Below are 20,672 nucleotides of genomic sequence, written 5' to 3' on the forward strand. Positions count from 1 at the left end.
CTCATCCTACCTCTTAAAATAATGAAAGCTTCCGTATGAAACTTCCACTACTTGGTCGCAGATCCGGGCCAAACTCCGGTCGCACAAAGCCAGGCCGCTGCGATAGCTTTCCGTCAGATGCTCATAGCGGGCAGCATCCCCATAAATATAGTCGGACACAAAGATCGTATTTCCTGTCCGCTGCGCAAATTGGACCAGCTCCCTGCTCACCCGCCGGGGAGCATCTTCATCTGCCCCGCCCTGCTCGTCGAACATTTCATTGGACAAAAGGGCGGTCACGCTGTCCAGCAGAAAAACGCCGTCAGGATCAGCCTGCCCCAGAGCCTGTAGGATATTTTTCCCCTGCTCGATGGTGGCAAAGCCCCAGCCTTCCCGTTCCTTGAGATGGCGCTTGATCCGCTCCCGATCCTCCCCATCCGCGGGGATCATCGTCGCTAAATAATAAAGTGGCACCCCCAGCTCATCCGCCTGCTGCCTGGCCTGCTGCTGAGCGAAAAACGATTTGCCGTTTTTGCAGCCACCGCTGATAAACAAATTCATCAGAAACAATCCCCTCTGCGGATTTCTTCCAAATAATCATCGTTGATTTCAGCCTCTTCAAAGGTTGCCATCCGGTTCATAACCCCACACGCCCCCTCAATGATCTTGAAAGCCAGCGGGCACCCGCTGCCTTCGCCCAGGCGCATCTTCAGATCCAGATAGGGCATCAGCCCCAGACCTTCCATGGCTAAACGGTAACCCCTTTCATAAGAGCTGTGAGACGGGAACATATAGGAAACGCAGGCGGGGGCGATTCTGGATGCTGTCAGAGCCGCTACCGCCGATATGTAACCGTCGATCACCACTGGAAGCCGGCTGACCGCCGCTCCGAGAAATGCACCGGTCATGGCCGCCAGGTCAAAACCGCCCACTCGGGACAGCACCGAAAGAGGCGATAATCCCCGACAGCGGCTCAGGGCCTCATCTACGATCTCTTTCTTACGGGCAAAGCTGCTATCCACGATGCCTCCGCCCTTACCAACTGTCTTTGCTGCCGATTCTCCGGTAAGCGCGGATAAAACCGCAGCGCTGGTGGTGGTATTTCCGATCCCCATTTCCCCAATGCCAAAGATATCGTAGCCTTTCTCTTTTACCGCTGCCGCCATCTCCAGCCCGATTTCCACGGCCCGCAATGTCTGTTCTTCGGTCATGGCGTTTTCCCTGGCCAAATTCCGCGTTCCCTTTGCAATCCTTCGATTGACGATCTTGTGGGTGTCGGAAAAAGGTGTTTCCGTATATAGATTCTGGGGAATCGATCCGTTTATCCCCACATCCACAATCAAAAGTTCGCTGCCAAAGCTTTCGCTAAGGGCCCCAACGCCGGTCAGCCTCCTGGTAAAGTTGATTGTCTGGGCCAAGGTAACGCTCTGAGGCGCTGAGGATACATTTTCTTCCACAACTCCGTTATCGGCACACATGACAACTACGCAGGTTTTTTCGATGTGGTTGTTCACCTTTCCCGTGACCCCGGCCATCTGAATGGAAATATCCTCTAAAAGCCCCAGGCTTCCAGGCGGTTTCGCCAGGCTTTGCTGACGGCTGCGCGCCTTTTCCATGGCCTCCTGGTTCAAAGGCGCGATCGTCTTGATCACATCTTGTAATTCTTGATTGGTCACTTCCAAACTCCTTCCTCATCCGCACCATGAGCAAAATCGCCGCAAAACCATACGGACGGCTCACTGTTTACAATTTTATCACAGCCAGCGCCTTTCGTACAGGTTTTCAACCTTGAAAACACTTGAAAGTTACCGGCAAACCCGATAGAATAATCTTGCATGTAAAAAAGTTTTCTTTGGAAACATTATTCGCGCTTCGCGCTCACTTTCACAAGGTAAACTTTTTTGAAATACAGGAAATGCTACGCAATCGATATTTCCTGTATTATGAAAAAACAAATTGACGATAAGGAAGGTTTTTATGAACAAAAAATTGCGCGGCAATCTTTTGCTGCTTTTAACGGCTCTGATCTGGGGTACGTCTTTTGTGGCTCAGCGGGCTGGAATGGACTATATCGAACCATTCACTTTTAATGGAATCCGCTCCCTGATCGGCGGCATTGTCTTAATCCCGGTTATTTTTTTCTTAGGAAAAATGAACCCAGCAGATGACAAGGAAGAATCCACAGAGGAAGAAAAGAAGTCGGAAAATAAGACGCTCATCCTGGGCGGAATTTCCTGCGGAGTCATTCTCTTCGTCGCCAGTTCCCTCCAGCAGTTCGGAGTCGTGTACACCACTGCCGGAAAAGCTGGATTTATCACAGCGCTTTATATTGTCATCGTACCCATACTCAGTTTTTTTATCGGCAAGAAAATTCGCCCCATCGTTTGGCTCTGCGTCCTTCTTTCACTGGCTGGACTGTATTTGCTGTGCATGAAGGACGGTCTGTCCATCAATAAAGGCGATTTTCTGGTACTGCTGTGTGCCTTTGGCTTTTCCATACATATTCTGGTCATCGATCATTTTTCGCCCAAAACCGATGGCGTGAAAATGTCGTGCATCCAGTTCTTTGTCTGCGGGATCATTTCGCTGGTGCCGATGGCCATCTTCGAAACCCCCGTTTGGTCCGACATTCTGGATTGCTGGTTTCCCATTTTATATACCGGCGCCATTTCCTGCGGGGTGGCTTATACGCTGCAAATTATCGCACAAAAGGATACGGATCCGACCATCGCGTCCCTTCTTTTAAGTTTGGAATCGGTGCTTGCGGCCATCTCCGGCGTACTGATTCTCCATGAACAGATTTCGCCCAGGGAACTGATCGGATGTATTGTTATGTTTGCTGCCATTATTATTGCTCAGCTGCCTTCCAAGACGGAACGGCTGTCAGCGAAAAATCATGAATAGAGAGGTGTTATTATGATCACAAGAGAAGAAGCGTTTGCATTACTGACAACATACAACAAGGAAGAATTCCACATCAAGCATGCCCTGACGGTGGAGGGTACCATGCGCTATTTTGCGGAAAAGCTGGGGCATGATCCCGAGTATTGGGGGCTGGTGGGACTGCTCCACGATATCGACTTTGAAATGTACCCGGACGAGCACTGTCAGAAAGCGCCGGAGCTGTTAAAAGAAGGCGGCCTGGATGAAGATTTTATCCGTTCGGTATGCTCCCACGGCTACGGCATCTGCTCCGATATCGAGCCGACCCACCAGATGGAAAAGGTTCTCTTTGCCACCGATGAATTGACAGGGCTGATCGGCGCCTGCGCCCTGATGCGTCCATCCAAAAGCGTCCAGGACATGGAGGTCAAATCCGTCAAGAAAAAGTTTAAAGATAAGAAGTTTGCTGCAGGCTGCTCCCGGGATGTGATTCGCCAGGGCGCGGAAATGCTGGGATGGGAGCTGGACGAGCTGTTCCAGGAAACTATTTTAGCCATGCGCACTTGCGAGCAGTAGGGGCTGCCATGATGAAGTATGAAGAAAAGCTGCTCTCACTGGAGCGGATTATAAAGGACTATGGGCAGATGGCCCTGGCCCTGTCCGGCGGCGTTGACAGCACATTTTTGCTTTTATTTTCAAAGAAAGTTTTGGGCGATCAGCTGATTGCCGTCACTGCCTCAGCCCCCAACTTCGCGCCCGATGAGATCGCTTATGCCCGTGAGCTTTGTCAAAAGGAGGGCATTCGCCATTTGATCGTCGATCTGGGTGCGGAAATCCTTTCCCAGTTCTCCCATAATCCCCCGGACCGGTGCTATATCTGTAAAAAAGCTATTTTCAGCCAAGTGAAACAGCAGGTGGCCGCCCAGTTTCCCCATGCAGTCATTGTGGACGGTACTAATTTGGACGATATGAAGGACTACCGGCCCGGCCACAAAGCTCTGGCCGAGTTGAGCATCGCCAGTCCTTTAAAGGAGGCGGGACTGACCAAGGCGGAAATTCGGCGAGCTCTAAAGGAGCTGGGAGGCGATATCTGGGACAAGCCGGCCTTTGCCTGCCTGGCTTCCAGAATTCCCTATGGGGAAACGCTCACGCCGGAGAAGCTGGCAGCTGTATACAGGGCCGAATCAGTGCTGCGTGATCTGGGATTTCGCCAGGTGCGGGTGCGCTGCCATGGAAACCTGGCAAGAATCGAAGTGGCTCCTGAGGACCGCAAGAAATTCTTTGATTTGCAGTTTATGGACCGGGTGAGCGCTCTGGTCAAGGAAGCCGGTTTTTTCTATGTTACACTGGACTTGATCGGCTATCGCATGGGAAGTCTCAACGAAGAAATACAGGAATAGAGGTTAACAATTATGGAGATTTTTGATGAATTTGTAAAAACAATCGCCACACTGCGGGGAGAAAACGGCTGCCCCTGGGACATCAAGCAGACCCATGAAAGTCTGAAGGAATGCCTGATCGAAGAGTCGGGCGAGGTGATCCAGGCCATTGACAATAAAGATGACGCCAATCTCTGCGAGGAGCTGGGGGATCTGCTGCTGCAAGTGGTTATGCACGCACAGATCGCGGCGGAAGAAGGCCGCTTCACCATGGAAGATGTTGTCCGGGGCGTCAACGAAAAAATGATCCGCCGCCATCCCCATGTCTTTGGCGATGCCAAGGTGGAGTCTGTGGAAGAAGGGCTGTCTCTTTGGGAGCAGATTAAAAGACAGGAGAAGGAGATGAAATAGTTGCTTTTTGATAGCATTTATGCTATCACACCATTAAGAAATAACTCACTCGCTTTGGAGCATACTAAGAATGTATACAATCGAATTCTATGAAGAAAGCAATGGAGAATCCGACGTTTGGGAATTTCTTGAAGCATTGCGGCAAAAAGCATCCACAAATAAAGATGCCCGTATACAATATAAGCAGGCAGTTTTCTACATTCAGCTTCTGCAGGAGAATGGCACCCGCCTTCCGGAAAATGTTACGAAACACCTCGGGGATGGTATATGGGAACTGCGCCCCGGAAACAACCGTGTATTGTATACCTTCTTTGATAATAACACCTTTGTTCTTCGCCATCAGTTCCGCAAGAAATCGCAAAAGACACCTCGCCGCGAAATTGAAAAAGCCAAATCAGAGCGTGATAATTACATATCCAGAAAGGAGGCTGAACAGTCATGAAAACCTGGAATGATTATAAAGACTATGTAAAATCAGTTGATCCTGAAAGCAAATTGGATATCGAAGAAGCTGAAAATCTCGCCGCTATTGTAAGCGCAATGATAGAAACACGCAATGCACTTGGAATCAGCCAGAGGGAACTAGCTGCCATCTGTGGAATTCCTCAGTCTTCCGTTGCAAGAATTGAATCTTTCAAGACTATGCCAAACTTAGCTACCTTGCTGAAAATTTTGCAGCCGCTTGGTTTAAAGCTTACCGTATCCTCATCAAAGCAATCCGGAGGACGGTAATGGCAGTTATGCAGCCCGCCTATCGTCACTGACGGGGATACTTATGTTATAGCTCTTTTTTGCAAATTATGTCTTGCTTGTAACGCAGCGTAACAAGTTATAATAGAAGCAGGAGGAATCGTTTATGCAAAAAGAAAGAGCGATACCCGAAGGGTATATGACTGTCGGAGAACTGGCAAAGAAAATGGGTACGACAGTCCGTACTTTACAATATTATGATCAAGAGGGAGTGCTTTCTCCATCGGCTGAAAGTATCGGAGGACGCAGATTGTATACTTACAAGGATATGATCCGTCTTCATCAGATACTTTCTTTAAAATCCTTAGGTTTTTCTTTAAGCGATATTAAAGACCGGCTCATATCATTGAATACGCCCGCTGAAGTCGCAGATATTCTCGCCCAGCAGGCTTCTGTTGTGAAAGAAAAGATCGAAGTTCTTTCCGAATCCTTAAATGCAATCGAAGCACTGAAAGAAGAAGTGCTGCAAATGCAAACCGTAGATTTCAAAAAGTACGCTGATATTATCATCAATTTGCAATTGGATAATGAATATTATTGGCTGATCAAGCATTTTGACAGCGATACCTTGGACCATATTCGCAGCCGCTTCGATATTGAAAGCGGCAGACTTTTTATGGATCGATTCAACCAGCTGAACGAGGATATTATAGCTCTCAAGAAGAGCGGCATTGCGCCGGATGACGAAAAGGCGCAGCGACTAGCGGAACAGTTTTGGAATATGGTTATGGAGTTCACCGATGGCGATCTGCGCATGCTGCCAAAGCTCATGAAGTTCGGAAACCTGAAAGGGGAAAATAGGGATTGGGTGCAAAAACAGACAATTGTTAATGAATATATTCAACCGGCATTGAATATCTATCTTTCGAAGATCGGAGTCAATCCTTTTGAGGAGGTACGGTGATGGATCATGCGATACAGGTTGAGAATTTGTACAAGAGCTATGGAAATGATCTTATACTTAAAGATTTGAATTTTCATGTGGAAATTGGGGAAATCTTTGGAATACTAGGTGTTAACGGCGCGGGAAAAACAACGCTTCTTGAATGTATGGAGGGACTTAGAAAATATGAGCGGGGAAAAGTCTCCGTAAACGGACAAGTAGGGATTCAACTGCAATCTGCCTCTCTGCCCGCCTGCATCAAACCTATGGAAGCGATCCATCTTTTCGCTAAATGGAAAAAAACAAAGGTTGGACTGTCGATTTTATCCGCACTTGGAATCGATGAACTGGCTAGAAAGCAATATTGCCAATTATCAACCGGGCAGAAACGCCGTCTGCATTTAGCTCTGGCTTTAATCGGAGATCCGGATATTCTTTTTCTCGATGAGCCGACGGCCGGGCTGGACGTAGAAGGACGGATTGCCTTGCACAATCAAATACGCCGGTTGAAGGAGCTGGGGAAAACGATTATTCTGGCCAGTCACGATATGGCAGAGATAGAGGCCTTATGCAGTCGAATCGCCATACTCAATCATGGCTGTATCGCTTTTTTAGGAACCGTCGATGAATTGACTGAGGAAGTCGGCACCCAGTATAATATCGAAATTATAACCGAGTGCGGCAAAGACGATTATACGGTTGATGATATTGGAGAGTCTCTGCCGGCCATATTGGAACAATATAAAAGTAAAAGCCTTACGATTCTGGATATAAAAATAAATCGAGGTTCTTTCCAGCAGCATTTTATTGAGGTAGCGAAAGGAGAATGACCGATGGGCGCATTTTTATATGGGATTGCTCTCCAATTCAGGTTGGATATCAGGAGTAAATCTTTATTAATTACTTGTTATATTGTTCCTCTCATGTTTTTTGCGATCATGGGCGGTATATTCACTTCATTAATGCCGGAGGCAAAGGACACATTAATTTCATCCATGACCGTCATGGGCGTATCTATGGGAGCTCTCATAGGCGTTCCGCCCTCGCTTGCAGAAATTTATGGATCTGATATTAAAAAAGTGTATAAAGCAAATGGAATGCCGCTGTGCTTTGGCTTGCTATCTTTAATACTGTCGGCATTTATTCATCTGCTGATTATGAGCAGTATCATCTACATCCTATCGCCCATTGCTTTTGATGCGCAAATTCCTTCTAATCTTCCACTTTACTTTGGAAATGTGATCGTTTTTATCCTTGTGTCGCTGAGCATAGCCTGCGTCTTGGGATTGTCCATCAAGAGCCAGGCAAAGCTAACCATGTTCAGCCAGTTAGTATTCTTACCCTCCATCATGCTGTCAGGCATTATGTTTCCAGCAAATTTACTCCCCGAATTTTTGCAAATTATTGGAAAGCTGCTGCCGGCAGCATGGAGCTATACCTCGCTTTCCAGCCAAGTATTCGAACTGAGCGACTTTATCCCATTAATGGTTATCTTTTCAATCGCAATTGCTCTTTGCGCAATCCTGCTAAAAAAGCTGCGTTCCGAGTAAAACGCAGCTTTCAGTTTGCTTTTAAAACATACACCTTGGCTCCTTATTCTCTTGTTGGAACCACTTCCATCCAATATCCGTCCGGGTCCTCAATGAAATAAACGCCAAAATTGGGATTTTCAAAGCAGACGCAGCCCATTTCTTTGTGATAAGCCAGAGCCGCATCGTAGTCGTCAACCCGAAAGCCCACATGAATCTCATTATCTCCCAGATCGTATGGTTCTTTTCGATCTCTCATCCAGGTCAGCTCCAGCTGGCACGGATTTCCTTCTGTGGCTAAAAACACAATTTTGCTGGAACCATCCTGGGCCTCGATGGTCCGTACCGGCTTGAGGCCCAGCGCTCTTTCGTAAAAATCCAGCGATTTTTCCAAATCCAAAACGGTTATACAGCTATGATACATTTCAAATTTCATGTTCGTTCCCTCCTCGTTTTAACTAGTCAAATTATACCACGATTATTTGTCCCTCGGCCACAGATAATAGAACTATGAGTATATTTATTTTCACTGTCGGCGCTCTTGGCTATGGAGCACTGGAAGTCCTTTTCCGCGGGTTTACCCATTGGACGATGATGCTTACCGGAGGAGCCTGCCTGCTTACTCTATACTATTTGAACCTGCAATTTCATAAGGCGCCTCTAATGCTAAAAGCCGCTTGCGGAGCTTTGGTCATCACCCTTTATGAATTTGCAGTGGGATTGATTGTAAACCTTTGGTATCACTGGAACATCTGGGACTATTCTCAAATGCCCGGCAATGTATTGGGCCAGATATGCCCGCTGTTCACCCTGATCTGGTTTTTTCTGTGTCTGGGGATACTTCTTATTTCCAAAGGTCTGTATTATGGATACCGATTTTTTCGGCCTTAAATACAGGGTCCAATCCCTGTGCTTTCTGCTCCTGGTAATCCTTTAAAACTTTCAGGGCAATACCGCCCAGCAGTATGATCGCAATGATATTAACGGTTGCCATGCAGCCCATTATTACATCTGCGAGGCCCCAGGCAGTTTCCAGGTCATTCTGCGCGCCGACAAAAATCATCAGGATTGCCAGGATGCGGAAAATAAACATAAAAATCTTATTTTCACTAATAAATTTAATATTCGCCTCTGCATAAAAATAGTTTCCAATTAAAGATGTGAATGCAAAGAGGCAAATCGCTACTGTTACAAAATGGATACCAGCAGAACCGAACACAGAAGCAACTGACTGCTGGACCAGCGGAATGCCATTGAGTTCCCCGCCCACTGTGTACTGATTAGTCAGCAGAACGATAAACGCAGTGGTCGAGCAGAGGAGCAAGGTATCGATAAATACCGATAATACCTGTACCAGGCCCTGCTTGGCCGGATGGGATACATTGGCAGCGGCAGCCGCATTGGGCGCCGATCCCATACCTGCTTCGTTGGAAAAGAGGCCTCGTTTGATGCCCAGCACCACGCAGGAGCCGGCAAATCCGCCAAAGATCGAATCCCAGTCAAAAGCAGCCGCAGCCACTTCCTTCATTGCTTGAGGAAGATATGTGATATTGGCGAAAAAAATAATCAGTCCGATGATGATATAAAGCACTGCCATAATGGGTACCAGCACTGACGAAACTCGTCCAATTTTATGGGTCCCTCCAAAGAAGAGCACGGCGGCTCCAACAGCCAGGATGATGCCGATAACCATGGGAACATTAGACTGGGCAAAGTTGGGCACATAATATTCAAAGGCAGAACTGATATTGTACGACTGCAAACCGTTGAACCCAAAGGCGAACGTAAGGATCAGCAATATGGAAAAAATAATTCCCAGCCATCTGGCGCCCAAAGCCCGTTGAATATAGTAGGCCGGCCCGCCTTTAAAGATTTTGCCGTCCCGCTCTTTATAGACCTGTGCCAGGGTACTTTCGATGAAAGCTGATGCTCCTCCGATCACGGCCATGATCCACATCCAAAGCAGCGCCCCGGGGCCGCCCATAACAATAGCTGTTGAAACGCCGGCAATGTTTCCCGTTCCTACTCGGGAAGCTGTAGCGATCATCAATGCTTGGAAAGAGGATAAACTGCCCTCTTCATGGCTCTTTTCCCGAACGACCCTGAGGGAATCAGGGAACAGCCGAATCTGAACAAATCCCGTGCGAATGGTAAAGTACACTCCGACAATAATCAGCAAAATGATTAAAAACTTGCTGTACAGAAACTCATTTGCTATATTCAGAACCTCTGTAAATTGCTTCATTCTCTCACTCCTTTAAATTCTGGCAAAAAAATCTTTTACTGCAAACACTTTTCTTTTATAATGGTTCTAGGGGTAATAAAACCCACACGCCTTTAAATTTAACATAAATACATAGCATATTCAATCATGGAATTTTTATTGCCGCAAAGTGGAATATGCCAAGGCATCTATGTACAAGGAGAATACTTTATGACGAACTATAATTTTAAAAACTTACAAAACGGCAGCGATATCCGCGGAATTTCCCTAACCGGCGTTCCAGGACAGCTGCCAAATCTGACCGATACGGAAGCGGAAAGGCTGGCCAAAGGGTATCTACTCTGGTTGTGTAAAAAAACGGGCAAGAACACCGATACGATAACCATCTCCGTAGGACGTGATCCAAGGATGTCCGGCCAGCATTTGAAAAACGGATTGTTCATGGGGCTTGGACCTTACGGTGTCCGTATTCTCGACTGCGGTCTTTCTTCCACGCCGGCAATGTTCATGTCTACCGTCTTTCCTCAATACAACTGCGACGGTGCAATTATGATCACTGCCAGTCACTTGCCTTTTAACCGCAATGGCTTTAAATTCTTTGATAAAGAGGGCGGTCTTAACAAGAGCGATATTGCTCAGATCATTGAGTTTGCCCAATCAGATGAAAAACTATCCTCACTGGGTGAACCGGACTGGAACAGGCAGATTTTCGTTTTTGGCAAAAAGAGCTATCCCACTGAAGAAGCTGATCTGATGGATACCTATTGTTCTCATCTGCGAAGCATAATTCAAAAGGGAGTAAACCACCCCGATTTTTATGATAAACCCCTTACCGGTTTAAAAATTGTTGTTGATGCGGGCAACGGAAGCGGAGGCTTTTATCCGCGCAAGGTGCTGGCGCCCTTGGGTGCTGATATCAGTGCCAGCCAGTTTCTTTCACCGGATGGCAGCTTTCCCAATCATCCGCCCAATCCGGAGGATCGGCAGGCCATGGAGTCCGTTGCTCTAAAAACTATTTCAAGCGGTGCTGACCTGGGGCTCATCTTTGATACGGACGTTGACCGTTCGGCGGCAGTCGATCACCGCGGCCGCGAAATCGCTAGGAATGGAATCGTAGGGCTGGCTGCTGCGCTGATTGCAGAAGAGCATCCTGGAAGCACGGTTGTTACCGATAGTATAACCAGCGACCCCCTAACCGTATTCCTGGAAGAGGGGCTGGGGCTTAAACATTTGCGTTATAAACGCGGTTATAAGAATGTCATCAATAAAGCCATCGAGCTGAACGAGCAGGGAATTGACTGTCAGCTGGCCATCGAAACTTCAGGTCATGCGGCGCTCAAGGAAAACTATTTCCTCGATGACGGCGCTTATCTGGCCACGAAAATTGTTATTAAAACGGCCCAGCTGCATCTGGCCGGCAAAAATTTGGACAGCTTAATCGAAGGCCTTAAACAGCCGGAAGAAGCAATAGAAGTCCGGATTCCCATCACTGCCTCCGATTTTGCATCCTACGGTGATCAGGTCCTTGCCGATCTGAAGGCTTTTGCTGATCAGGATCCGGACATGACGGTGGTGTCTCCCAATTATGAAGGCGTGCGCATCGCCTTTGCGGGCGGTTGGTGTCTTCTCCGAAAGTCACTCCATGATCCGATTATGCCGCTGAATGCAGAGTCGGAAAGAAAGGGGGGCTGTGCGGAGATTCTGGAAAAGGTTCGAAGCTTTTTATCCGCTTATCAAGAGCTGGATCTATCCCCTATGAATTATTAAAAGAAGGTGGAATCATGAAAGATTTTGTGACTTGCGGGCAAATGAAAATCCTAGAGAAACGTGCTAACGCGGCAGGTCTGTCCTATTATGAGATGATGGAACGGGCAGGTACTGCCGCTGCCGAACTAATTGCCGCTAAATTTGCCGCCAAGTATGGAAAACCACTGTCTAAGGTAAAGATCATCCTCTTCTGCGGCAAAGGCAATAATGGCGGAGACGGCTTTGTCGCAGCCAGAAAATTTATGGAACAGGGCGCCTCCATTACCATTGTCCTGGTAGATGGCGCACCCACTGCTGATGATGCTGTCACCAATTTTTCTTTGATAAAGGATCAGGTCCAAATTATCGATATGACAAAGACCGAATCACCTTTTATGGAAATTCGAGGCAGACAGGATATTCTCGTGGATGCGATCTACGGGACCGGGTTCCACGGGAAATTGCGGCCCAATGCTTTAAAAGCCGCCGCTTTTATCAATCAATTCTCCGATAAAGCCTTGATCTGCGCCTTGGACATTCCGTCAGGTTTGGGCGGCGATGCCATTCAAAGGCAGCACATCGATGCCAACGCGGTGCAGGCGCATTTGACCGTAACCTTTCACAATAAGAAGCCGGTACATCTCAAGTCTTTTGCCAGGAAATACTGCGGCGAAACGTTCATTGCAGATATCGGCATCGATGAGGACGCGCTCTGGTAAACTGTTGCGGGTATATCGTATAACATTTTGACTTATTGTTGATATTAGTCTGTGTTTTAGCTCAACAATCGAGTTGTTCTCCTCGATTGTTGAGCCTAACTCTTAATGATCGCCTTACAGCAACGCCGTACAGATGGTAAAAATACTATACCTCCAGCTCCAGAACGACTGGGCAGTGGTCGCTGCCCATGACATCCGTCAGAATGGAAGCATCTTTCATCTTATCTTTCAGCTTTTCAGATACCAGAAAATAGTCGATCCGCCATCCGGCGTTATTCTTTCTGGCGTTAAAACGGTAGCTCCACCAGGAATAGATGCCTTCTGCTTGCGGATAGAAATAACGGAAACTATCGACAAATCCTGCGTCCTGCAAAATGGTCATTTTTTCCCGTTCCTCCGGTGTGAACCCTGCATTTTTCACATTGGTTTTTGGATTTTTCAGGTCAATTTCTTTATGAGCCACATTCATATCGCCGCAAATAATAACCGGCTTTTTTTGGTCAAGATCGCATACATAGGTGCGGAAGGCATCTTCCCATTCCATCCGGTAGCCCAAGCGCTTGAGCTCGTTCTGCGAGTTGGGCACGTACACATTAACCAAATAAAAGGTTTCATATTCCAATGTGATCACTCTGCCTTCATGATCGTGGGCATCGATCCCCAGTCCATAAGCTGCCGAGAGCGGTTTTTCTTTCGTAAAAATCGCAGTGCCTGAATATCCTTTTTTTTCTGCGGAGCACCAGTATTGATAATATCCTTCCACCGGCACCTCTGCCTGCCCTTCCTGCATCTTGGTTTCCTGAATACAAACGATGTCTCCATCTTGTTCCTTTATGATATCCACAAATCCTTTGCCCATACAGGCTCGGATTCCATTTACGTTCCATGATATGAGTTTCATTCTTTTTCTCCTTTGTTATTAATCGCCAGCTCCGCCAGGAAGCTGGAATGATTTCTATTATAGCACAAATTCTCATCCTGCATAGCGCCGGTGTGTGCGCAGCCGGACTGGCATCTGATTACGGGCCCGCAAGATTTCAGCCAAAACCAGTTCCAGACTGATACTTTTCCCCTCTTTGGCTTGGCAGAAGGCCACCTGAATATCCTAACCCCGGTGACTTTCAACCCGTTCTTTGACACTTCTCCCACTCCCTTCTTGCCCTCGAAGCCATCTGAGGTCCAAACTATCAGAAATAAATACGTTTTGCTGCTATTCCGACACTCCCAGCCGGCAGAGTCGCTGACCAGCGTTTTGCAAAGCCGCCGTTCTTATACCACAAAAAAGGTACACTCCAAAACATTCATAGGTTTTAGAATATACCTTTTCATAACTTCGTGTGATGCCCGGCTTATATCCCGGTGCATTGTTTCCGGATTTATCGAACCCCTTTTGGTCTCGTCTACGATGTCTTTATTGGGCGAGACAACTGCGTATTGAAACTTCTAAGTAATCGACTTTCCAGGCTCAAGCCGCCTCTGCCAAAGGACTTGTTCGGCCCCGCTAGAATTGATCTACCTTTGACTTCACATAGCTGTATGTCCGCGGCCGTTCGCTTTTCAGCCTGCTCGGATTCTCCGTATAGTTTTTAAAGGATTCGGCGAAGTACTCACCCGAACTCTGGGTTACATAGGCCTTGTCGCTATAGTTGTACTTGCTCTTCTCATCGTTATAAATATCCTTGAACTCGCTGGTGCTGTCCGCTCTTCCTGTCCGATAAGAGACAAAATGCCCCAGTTCATGGTAGACAACAGCATTGGCAGCCTTCAATTCAATGGTCTTAGTCGCAGAGCGGAAAACGCCGGAATAGCTTACCTTTGGATTAACCACAACTTTGTAGCCGCCGCTCTCAAAAGCGTTGAGAACATCTGGATCTGCCTTTGGCGCGATGCTTCTTATCTTCACTTCGCCGCCGGCAGCCGTAGTGGTCTGTGTCGTAGTCGTAGTCTTGATTGTCGTCTTAATCGTCGTTTTGATCTTTTTCTTTTTCGATTTCTTCTTGATTATCGTCTTTGTTGTCGTTACGACTGTCTTCTGAGTTTTTACCGTCTTTGTGCTGTATTTCTTAGTACTTGTGCTCTTCTTTGTCTTTTTCTTAGTCGTCGTTTTGCTCTTTTTGGCTTTTTTCTTTAATTTCTTAACCTGAGTTTTCTTTTTTACGGTTGTCTTTGTTGTGGTTTTAGAAACAGTGGCAGCCAAAGGCGGCGCGTCATCCTCAATGATCACAACCTGGCCGGAGATGATACAATCCGTTCCTGCCTCTTCATTGGGATTGGCGATGCAAAGTCCGATCATAGATACCATGATCAGAGCAATACAAACCTTCGTTAAAGCTTCTTTTTTTGTCGCACTCATAATTACACCCCTTCCTCTTCGGATGTAACCTTATTCTATACTTTTCCGCGCCTGTCTGTCAACACTTAAAAGCAAGAACTTTCAACGTTTCTAAGAATTTCACTGTAACCTTTTTTAATTCCGGTATCTCTGGGCATTACGGACAAGATTGGGCGCTCTTTTCTTACTCCTTTTTTCTCTTTTTATATTGCCCCAGAAGTCCGTCGTACCGTTTCCCGGTAATCCGGAATGCAAGCTCAAAGCTCAGCGTGAGAACAACCGTGATTGCGATAAAGATTCCGATAAAGACGACCCAATTTATCATCCGGTCTGCCGGAAACCAATGAAAGATCAAAGCAAAGGCTGTCAGCAGGATCAGAAACGGTATGATAAAAATAATCAGCCTGGTCGTATATTTGGCATTTTTAATCACCCAGCCCGGGTAAAAGGCAATCCCTTGGATCAGCGTGCCCAGCGCCGATAGGATTATCAATTGCAGCAATACCCATATATTGAGGCTATCTCCTCCCTGGGCAAGCGTAATTGCACCGTAAAGGCACACGCACCCTGTGAACATCATGCAGGCGTAATTTTTCCACGTTATTACTCCAGATATAAACTTTTTCATTTTCCATACCTCCTCATAAAAGTCCCAACTTTTCTTTAATCGTTGAGACATACTGCCGAGAAACGTTGAGATTCTCCCCATTGTTCATCTGCACCAGCATGCGGCCGCCGAAGTCCGGTCTCAAAGACTGAATTTGGTTAAAATTAATAATCGTGGATTTGGATGCCCTGAAAAAGTCGCTGCTGATCAGCTGTTCCTCCAGCTCGTACAGCCGCAGCGGCGTCTCATAGACCTCTTTGGATGTATAGAAAAATGTCTTTTTATCCACAGTGTCTATGTAAAGTATTTTCGAAGCTTCCAAGATATAGGTCCGGCCTTCCCTCATTCCAGTAATTTTTTTATCCGAAGCCCGTAGAAGTGCGATCACCTTAAGTATCTGGGGAGTAGTCTCCCTGCAGTTGATAATGACCTCTGTCTCCTGAAGCTCCTGATTTTCGTTGATTTGAATTTTCATAAGCCCTCCTTCCGAGATGGCCCTCTCTGTTTTCTAATACTATCTTATCCGGCAGTCCGTCCCCTTGCAAGGCAGTTTGCCTATGGTGCGCAGATTTCTTTCTAAGATGCAAAAAGACCGCCTACAAATATGTTTGTGGGCAGCCTTAAAGTCATTGCAACTTTATTCGGTTTTATTTCGTTCCGCCAGTTTTCGCTGAATCTCTTCAAAGCGCTCTTTGGTAATCGGATATCTGGAGAGCGCAATCATCGCCAGGATTAGAAATCCGGCCGGCAGGACCGTTACCGAATTCTGCACCCAGGTTAGGGCCGTCTCTGTCTGTACCTGCGCGCTGCCGTCAAATCCCGCCAGCTGCAAAACAATACCCAAAATCTGCGAACCCATGCCAGTGGCCAGAGCCTCCACCAGTCCCTGAAGAGAAACAATTGTCCCCTGACGTTTTTTTCCGTTTTCCAGCTCGTCGTATTCGCACACATCATAAATGATGGAAGGCATCAGCTGCCAATAGACAGAGGTGGACACCGCCACAAAGAAAACAAATACATAAAGCTGCCACATCGACTCCACACCGATGATTCTGGCAATGGTAACCGATACGGCTCCAATGACGAACACCCACATCAAAGCTGTCCGCTTGTCAGTGGCAGCGCTGATTTTGCGCATAATCAAAATAAGGACCAGACAGGCAAATGTACGATATAAGAACATCCCCGATACCTGTTCTGGGGAAAGACCCTGATTATATGTAAAGTAATAGACCAAATCCGAGGTAAACATGGCGTAACTCACAAGGGCGAAGAGACTGGTAAACAGCAGTGACTTCACTGGCTTGAGTTTGAGCACCTGCCAGTATTCCCGGAAAATTTTAACCAGATTGGGCCTGGGCAGGCCGGTTCGCTCCCCGCAGGGAGCAGACTGATCCGTATTCTTAGCCGCACGGGCGGTAATAAAAATCGACGCCATGGATGTAATCCCCACAATGGCCCCTGTGGCAGACCATGCTCCGGGCGTGGAGAGGCCCCTGTCTGTAAGGAAAGCCACGAGAATAGACGGCATAACCATAGCCACCACATTGCCCAGCATGTTAAAAATCGAGGCATAGGACCGCAGCTCAGTGCGTTCGTTGTAGTCTTTGGTATATTCTGCTCCCAGAGCCAGATAGGGAACAAAGAAGCCTGTGTAAGACGTCCAGAAAATCAGCAGGATCGCCCCATAATAAAGGGGCTTGATCTGAGGCAGCAAATCCACCGCAGTAAAAAGCATATAGGTAGATGCGGCCATAGGCAGCGACATGATGACCATGAACGGTCTGCGCCGCCCCCATCTGGTCATGGCATGATCGCTGAGATAGCCAACGATTGGGTTGATCAGAGTATTCCACAGCGCTCCTACCACTGTGATCGTTCCTGCGAAAGCGGGTTCCACACCAGCGACTGTGGTAAGAAAAAACAGTAAAAACGCACTGATAAAACCATAAGATGCGGCATCTCCGTAAGCAGCTGAAGCATATTCAATTTTATTCCGAAATCTTAATTTTTCCATACCACTATAATACCCTATCGTGCTACCGGATAGTCAATGGGTTTTGCCATCTTTTTTTGTTGCATTTTCGCACATTCTAAAAATCAAACAACTTCAGCTGCTCCATATTGGGAGCGGATTTCTTTTTGAAAGCCTCTTTCACAGTCAGATGGTTTTCTGGTATTTCCGCCAAGAAAGGGGATGGCTGTCCGGATACGGACAAAATTAATTCCTCCTTAGCCCGGGTCATGCCCACATAAAAGAGCCGGCGCTCCTCCTGGATGTCCCCCTTCGCCATAGGAATAAAGTCTTCATTGACGCCGCATAGAAAAATCACAGGAAATTCCAGGCCCTTTGCTGCGTGAAGGGTCATGAGTCTGACCGCGCCTGAGTCGTACCGTTTGCCGGAAGCGCTTCGCTCCAAGTCCTGCTCCTCACCCAGCAGCAGCTGGTCTAAAAAGGTCCTCATATCATCATAAAAGACAGCCATGCCTGACAAACGCTCCAGGGGTTCATGAGAAGAAAGGCCTGTTTTCTCCGCCCAGGTCCGCAAGAGGGTTTCCGGCTTGGTTCCTTTTAGTTGGGGCAGCAGCAAGTCTTTTAGATATTGGCAAGTTTCTTGAAGATCAGTCTCAAAGATCCCTTTGCAAACCCGCTTCATCTGCTCCTCATAGGCCTTTGGCTCCAAAAGATAAAGGAAAAACCAGATCGCCGCCTGCACCGCCGGATCTTCTTGAAAGGGTTCTTTACCCGTGATGATGCAGGGTATGCTTTCTTTTTTCAAACATTGTTCCAGAAGCTTGGCCTGAAAATGGGTACGATAAAGAACCGCCATATCGCTGAAGCTTCGATGATGCTCCCTTGCGGATGCGAAATTCTGGGCGTCCATCATATCCATACCGCCAGTCATACGGTTAATTTCTTTGGCAATAAAAACGGCTTCCGCCATACGGCTTTCCGCTGTGACCAGTCGCACCTGCTGTCCGACGGCCCCACTTGCGAGCAGCGTTCTGGGTTGGCCGTCGTTATGGTCAATCACAGACAATGCACAGTCGATAATCTGAGGCGTGCTTCGGTAATTTTGGGTGAGGCGGATTCTGTCAATCTGGGAATATTCCTTTTCAATCCGGCCAAAGACGCCGGGATCGGATCCGCGAAAACCGTATATGGACTGATCCGGATCTCCGATGACAAAGAGGGTATCGGCCTGGGCGCTCCAGGCCCGAATCAGCTGATACTGGATCTCATTGATATCCTGCAGCTCATCCACCAGAATATGTCTGCCGGCGGAAAAGGCCGGATGCCGGGGAGATTGATCCCAGCGCTTAAGCACCTCCAGCAGCAGATCGTCAAAGTCTAGAAGTCCCGTATCCTGAAGCCTGTTCGTATAGTCCTCGCATGCTTGGAGAATTTTTTTATCTTCCGGGAGCATCCCCATCTTATATGCAGAAACCTGGCGCAGCAGCTTGACCGGCGATACGGAAACCCCGCACGCCACTTTCGCCTGTCCGGCCAGCTCAAGCTGGATGGTTTCGTCCGCCAAAGCGACAGCCAAGCCCGCCTGAATCAGCATTTCCCGGCAAATCCCATGGAAGGTTCCCACCCTCACAGACCTGCCCCGATTCGATCCCAGCTTTTCCACCAGCCGCAGCCGCATCTCCGCCGCCGCTTTATTGGTAAAGGTGACCGCTGTTATATCCGAAGGTTTCTGATCCAGTTTCTCAATCAAAAAGGCGATCCGCTCAATTAATGTATATGTCTTGCCTGTGCCGGGACCTGCAATCACCGCTGTCACAGACTGTTTTGTTTCGATAGCCGCTAGCTGCTCGCAATTGGCACCTTTATGAGACGGTTCTTCTTTTGCAGGCTCTTTTGGAGGCGCCGCCGCTGGCTTAAGTTTCTTTTTAGGCTTCTCTCCGGCCGGGAGGGGACATCCGGCAAAGAGGCTCATCTGCCCGCACAACTCCTCGATTTCCTCTTTTCCAATAATCTTGATCTTTCCATACTCTCCGTCATACCCGGGAATCCGCTCCACCTTGCCCTGGCGAAGCCGCCTGATGCCCTCTTCAATGCACGGACCTGCCATTCTGCCGATCTCCTCCAGGGGCATCTCCCGCAAGATCGTGAATTCCGTCCCCAACTCCTTGAGCATGGCCTCATACTGGCGCTGCACTTTCACGCTGGCCGCCGACTTGTCCGTGGACGCGGCGATGACCTCCGGCAGGGGTACCAGGCTTTCGAAATATCCGCCCTCCGGTTTATAGCAGCCCTCTTCCCGATCCGCCAGCTGCTGTACCCTATGGAGTACGCCGATGGTGATCTTTTTTCCGCATACCGGACACCTGCCGCCGTACTGATCGGTTTCCGCCGGGCTCAGGCTCAGCGCGCATTTCCGATGGCCGTCCATATGGTATTTGCCTTCCTCCGGGAAAAATTCAATGGTGCCGCAAAGCCCGCTGCCCTTCTCCAAAGCTTCCTTCATTCCCTCATAGGATAGGGGAATATCCAGCAAATTGGCTTCCCGCCCCAGTTTTGACGGGGAGTGGGCGTCGGAGTTGGACACCAGATTGTACCCATCCAGCGCCGACAGCTGCCAGTTCATCGGCGGATCGGAGGATAATCCCGTTTCCAGCGCATGAATGTATGGGGTCAAGTCGCCGAAGCATTCTCCAATGGTATCAAAACCGGAAAAAGCGCCGAACAGGGAGAAGTGAGGCGTCCAGATATGCGCCGGGATGAAGATGGCCTGCGGGCAGACATCCAGGGTGATCTCCAGCAAGTCTCTGCTGGAAAGGCCCAGTATAGGCCTGCCGTCGGAATGAATGTTTCCAATAGCCGCAAGCCTCCGTGACAATTGCTCCCCATCCTCCAGGCTTGGCAGCAAAATCAGATTATGCACCTTTCTCGTTTTCCCATCCTGCTTATAGATGGAGCTGATTTCACCGGAAAGAATGAAGCGGGGCTGTTTTTCATCAGCTGTCGCAGCATCTCGGATTCGATATTCGTCCTTGAGTATATAAAGCCCATCCTCCGCAGGCAGAAGCTTTTCTTTCAGCTCCTGCCTCCAGGCCGGATGGGTAAAGTCTCCGGTCCCCAGGATATCGATGCCTTTCCTCCTGGCCCAAAGGTCAAGATGTTCCGGCACGCATTCTCTACTGGTCGCCCGTGAATATTTGGAATGAATATGTAAATCGGCAATGTACATGTTGCTTCACCTGCTTTTCCCAAGATGCT

The 20,672-nt window shown here is 48.0% G+C and carries 22 protein-coding genes; 12 read left to right on the forward strand and 10 right to left on the reverse strand.

Features of this window, described 5'->3' with window-relative positions; genetic code table 11:
* Positions 1–6 precede the first annotated feature (6 nt).
* Complete coding sequence (locus LG211_RS07305; RefSeq protein WP_148398313.1) at positions 7–540, reverse strand: bifunctional adenosylcobinamide kinase/adenosylcobinamide-phosphate guanylyltransferase; 534 nt, start codon at positions 538–540, stop codon at positions 7–9.
* Positions 540–1,655, reverse strand: coding sequence for a nicotinate-nucleotide--dimethylbenzimidazole phosphoribosyltransferase (gene cobT / locus LG211_RS07310; protein ID WP_465250785.1), 1,116 nt, complete (start codon positions 1,653–1,655; stop codon positions 540–542). Before cobT ends, LG211_RS07305 begins: the two co-directional genes overlap by 1 nt.
* A gap of 301 nt (positions 1,656–1,956) precedes the next feature.
* Here cobT and LG211_RS07315 point away from each other — a divergent pair, with 301 nt between their 5' ends.
* The 9 genes from LG211_RS07315 (at position 1,957) to LG211_RS07355 (ending at position 7,835) form a co-directional block, all read left to right on the forward strand.
* Positions 1,957–2,883 carry a DMT family transporter gene (locus LG211_RS07315; protein ID WP_269477255.1) on the forward strand — a complete coding sequence of 309 codons (927 nt, stop codon included), beginning with the start codon at positions 1,957–1,959 and terminating at the stop codon, positions 2,881–2,883.
* A gap of 12 nt (positions 2,884–2,895) precedes the next feature.
* Positions 2,896–3,438 carry an HDIG domain-containing metalloprotein gene (locus tag LG211_RS07320; RefSeq protein ID WP_148398307.1) on the forward strand — a complete coding sequence of 181 codons (543 nt, stop codon included), beginning with the start codon at positions 2,896–2,898 and terminating at the stop codon, positions 3,436–3,438.
* Between the two features lie 8 nt (positions 3,439–3,446).
* Positions 3,447–4,262 (forward strand): ATP-dependent sacrificial sulfur transferase LarE, encoded by an 816-nt coding sequence (larE, locus tag LG211_RS07325; RefSeq protein ID WP_336246039.1) that lies wholly within the window; start codon positions 3,447–3,449, stop codon positions 4,260–4,262.
* Positions 4,263–4,274: 12 nt separating this feature from the next.
* Complete coding sequence (locus tag LG211_RS07330) at positions 4,275–4,652, forward strand: MazG family protein (RefSeq protein ID WP_148398305.1); 378 nt, start codon at positions 4,275–4,277, stop codon at positions 4,650–4,652.
* Positions 4,653–4,722: 70 nt separating this feature from the next.
* Complete coding sequence (locus tag LG211_RS07335) at positions 4,723–5,094, forward strand: type II toxin-antitoxin system RelE/ParE family toxin (RefSeq protein WP_269477256.1); 372 nt, start codon at positions 4,723–4,725, stop codon at positions 5,092–5,094.
* Positions 5,091–5,384: a helix-turn-helix domain-containing protein gene (locus tag LG211_RS07340; RefSeq protein ID WP_269477257.1), complete on the forward strand. Its 294-nt coding sequence runs from the start codon at positions 5,091–5,093 to the stop codon at positions 5,382–5,384. The genes LG211_RS07335 and LG211_RS07340 overlap by 4 nt, the downstream gene beginning before the upstream one ends.
* A 124-nt stretch (positions 5,385–5,508) precedes the next feature.
* Positions 5,509–6,306 carry a MerR family transcriptional regulator gene (locus LG211_RS07345; protein WP_148398300.1) on the forward strand — a complete coding sequence of 266 codons (798 nt, stop codon included), beginning with the start codon at positions 5,509–5,511 and terminating at the stop codon, positions 6,304–6,306.
* Positions 6,306–7,115: an ABC transporter ATP-binding protein gene (locus tag LG211_RS07350; RefSeq protein ID WP_269477258.1), complete on the forward strand. Its 810-nt coding sequence runs from the start codon at positions 6,306–6,308 to the stop codon at positions 7,113–7,115. Before LG211_RS07345 ends, LG211_RS07350 begins: the two co-directional genes overlap by 1 nt.
* Positions 7,116–7,118: 3 nt before the next feature.
* A complete protein-coding gene (locus tag LG211_RS07355) occupies positions 7,119–7,835 on the forward strand; it encodes an ABC transporter permease (protein WP_253020615.1) in 717 nt (238 codons plus the stop codon).
* Between the two features lie 43 nt (positions 7,836–7,878).
* On the opposite strand, the gene LG211_RS07360 is transcribed toward LG211_RS07355, so the two are convergent.
* Positions 7,879–8,250, reverse strand: a complete 372-nt coding sequence (locus tag LG211_RS07360) for a VOC family protein (RefSeq protein ID WP_148398295.1) — start codon at positions 8,248–8,250, stop codon at positions 7,879–7,881.
* Positions 8,251–8,324: 74 nt separating this feature from the next.
* Between LG211_RS07360 and LG211_RS07365 the strand changes: the two genes are divergently transcribed.
* Positions 8,325–8,705: a putative ABC transporter permease gene (locus LG211_RS07365; protein ID WP_148398294.1), complete on the forward strand. Its 381-nt coding sequence runs from the start codon at positions 8,325–8,327 to the stop codon at positions 8,703–8,705.
* Here LG211_RS07365 and LG211_RS07370 read toward each other — a convergent pair.
* Positions 8,659–10,059, reverse strand: coding sequence for an alanine/glycine:cation symporter family protein (locus tag LG211_RS07370; protein WP_148398292.1), 1,401 nt, complete (start codon positions 10,057–10,059; stop codon positions 8,659–8,661). The two genes, LG211_RS07365 and LG211_RS07370, sit on opposite strands and share 47 nt — an antisense overlap.
* 189 nt (positions 10,060–10,248) lie before the next feature.
* On the opposite strand from LG211_RS07370, the gene LG211_RS07375 reads away from it, so the two are divergent.
* The gene (locus LG211_RS07375) at positions 10,249–11,805 is read left to right on the forward strand and encodes a phosphohexomutase domain-containing protein (protein ID WP_148398290.1); all 1,557 of its coding nucleotides are present in this window, start codon (positions 10,249–10,251) and stop codon (positions 11,803–11,805) included.
* A gap of 14 nt (positions 11,806–11,819) precedes the next feature.
* The gene (locus LG211_RS07380) at positions 11,820–12,503 is read left to right on the forward strand and encodes an NAD(P)H-hydrate epimerase (protein WP_148398288.1); all 684 of its coding nucleotides are present in this window, start codon (positions 11,820–11,822) and stop codon (positions 12,501–12,503) included.
* A 145-nt stretch (positions 12,504–12,648) separates the two neighbouring features.
* Here the strand turns inward: LG211_RS07380 and LG211_RS07385 are convergent, their stop codons facing one another.
* The 6 genes from LG211_RS07385 to LG211_RS07410 form a co-directional block, all read right to left on the reverse strand.
* Positions 12,649–13,404 carry an exodeoxyribonuclease III gene (locus LG211_RS07385; protein WP_269477259.1) on the reverse strand — a complete coding sequence of 252 codons (756 nt, stop codon included), beginning with the start codon at positions 13,402–13,404 and terminating at the stop codon, positions 12,649–12,651.
* A 600-nt stretch (positions 13,405–14,004) separates the two neighbouring features.
* Positions 14,005–14,856 carry an anthrax toxin lethal factor-related metalloendopeptidase gene (locus LG211_RS07390; RefSeq protein ID WP_253020617.1) on the reverse strand — a complete coding sequence of 284 codons (852 nt, stop codon included), beginning with the start codon at positions 14,854–14,856 and terminating at the stop codon, positions 14,005–14,007.
* Positions 14,857–15,019: 163 nt separating this feature from the next.
* Positions 15,020–15,463 carry a hypothetical protein gene (locus tag LG211_RS07395; protein WP_148398282.1) on the reverse strand — a complete coding sequence of 148 codons (444 nt, stop codon included), beginning with the start codon at positions 15,461–15,463 and terminating at the stop codon, positions 15,020–15,022.
* A gap of 13 nt (positions 15,464–15,476) precedes the next feature.
* Positions 15,477–15,917, reverse strand: a complete 441-nt coding sequence (locus tag LG211_RS07400; RefSeq protein ID WP_148398280.1) for a LytTR family DNA-binding domain-containing protein — start codon at positions 15,915–15,917, stop codon at positions 15,477–15,479.
* Between the two features lie 162 nt (positions 15,918–16,079).
* On the reverse strand, positions 16,080–17,459 hold the full coding sequence (locus LG211_RS07405; protein ID WP_148398278.1) for an MFS transporter: 1,380 nt from the start codon (positions 17,457–17,459) through the stop codon (positions 16,080–16,082).
* Positions 17,460–17,535: 76 nt separating this feature from the next.
* The gene (locus LG211_RS07410; RefSeq protein ID WP_269477260.1) at positions 17,536–20,643 is read right to left on the reverse strand and encodes a UvrD-helicase domain-containing protein; all 3,108 of its coding nucleotides are present in this window, start codon (positions 20,641–20,643) and stop codon (positions 17,536–17,538) included.
* Positions 20,644–20,672: the final 29 nt, after the last annotated feature.

The organism is Hominibacterium faecale, from assembly GCF_020734085.1.
In the GTDB taxonomy this organism is placed as follows: domain Bacteria; phylum Bacillota; class Clostridia; order Peptostreptococcales; family Anaerovoracaceae; genus Hominibacterium; species Hominibacterium faecale.

Bases quoted from the DNA above. Each gene is read 5' to 3' on its own strand.
- LG211_RS07380 (WP_148398288.1), top strand. From the start codon at position 11,820: ATGAAAGATTTTGTGACTTGCGGGCAAATGAAAATCCTAGAGAAACGT.
- LG211_RS07395 (WP_148398282.1), bottom strand. From the start codon at position 15,463: ATGAAAAAGTTTATATCTGGAGTAATAACGTGGAAAAATTACGCCTGC.
- LG211_RS07345 (WP_148398300.1), top strand. From the start codon at position 5,509: ATGCAAAAAGAAAGAGCGATACCCGAAGGGTATATGACTGTCGGAGAA.
- LG211_RS07305 (WP_148398313.1), bottom strand. From the start codon at position 540: ATGAATTTGTTTATCAGCGGTGGCTGCAAAAACGGCAAATCGTTTTTC.
- LG211_RS07360 (WP_148398295.1), bottom strand. From the start codon at position 8,250: ATGAAATTTGAAATGTATCATAGCTGTATAACCGTTTTGGATTTGGAA.
- larE (WP_336246039.1), top strand. From the start codon at position 3,447: ATGATGAAGTATGAAGAAAAGCTGCTCTCACTGGAGCGGATTATAAAG.
- LG211_RS07410 (WP_269477260.1), bottom strand. From the start codon at position 20,643: ATGTACATTGCCGATTTACATATTCATTCCAAATATTCACGGGCGACC.
- LG211_RS07405 (WP_148398278.1), bottom strand. From the start codon at position 17,459: ATGGAAAAATTAAGATTTCGGAATAAAATTGAATATGCTTCAGCTGCT.
- LG211_RS07355 (WP_253020615.1), top strand. From the start codon at position 7,119: ATGGGCGCATTTTTATATGGGATTGCTCTCCAATTCAGGTTGGATATC.
- LG211_RS07370 (WP_148398292.1), bottom strand. From the start codon at position 10,059: ATGAAGCAATTTACAGAGGTTCTGAATATAGCAAATGAGTTTCTGTAC.
- LG211_RS07315 (WP_269477255.1), top strand. From the start codon at position 1,957: ATGAACAAAAAATTGCGCGGCAATCTTTTGCTGCTTTTAACGGCTCTG.
- LG211_RS07320 (WP_148398307.1), top strand. From the start codon at position 2,896: ATGATCACAAGAGAAGAAGCGTTTGCATTACTGACAACATACAACAAG.
- LG211_RS07340 (WP_269477257.1), top strand. From the start codon at position 5,091: ATGAAAACCTGGAATGATTATAAAGACTATGTAAAATCAGTTGATCCT.
- LG211_RS07400 (WP_148398280.1), bottom strand. From the start codon at position 15,917: ATGAAAATTCAAATCAACGAAAATCAGGAGCTTCAGGAGACAGAGGTC.
- LG211_RS07330 (WP_148398305.1), top strand. From the start codon at position 4,275: ATGGAGATTTTTGATGAATTTGTAAAAACAATCGCCACACTGCGGGGA.
- LG211_RS07335 (WP_269477256.1), top strand. From the start codon at position 4,723: ATGTATACAATCGAATTCTATGAAGAAAGCAATGGAGAATCCGACGTT.
- LG211_RS07385 (WP_269477259.1), bottom strand. From the start codon at position 13,404: ATGAAACTCATATCATGGAACGTAAATGGAATCCGAGCCTGTATGGGC.
- LG211_RS07390 (WP_253020617.1), bottom strand. From the start codon at position 14,856: ATGAGTGCGACAAAAAAAGAAGCTTTAACGAAGGTTTGTATTGCTCTG.
- LG211_RS07365 (WP_148398294.1), top strand. From the start codon at position 8,325: ATGAGTATATTTATTTTCACTGTCGGCGCTCTTGGCTATGGAGCACTG.
- LG211_RS07350 (WP_269477258.1), top strand. From the start codon at position 6,306: ATGGATCATGCGATACAGGTTGAGAATTTGTACAAGAGCTATGGAAAT.
- LG211_RS07375 (WP_148398290.1), top strand. From the start codon at position 10,249: ATGACGAACTATAATTTTAAAAACTTACAAAACGGCAGCGATATCCGC.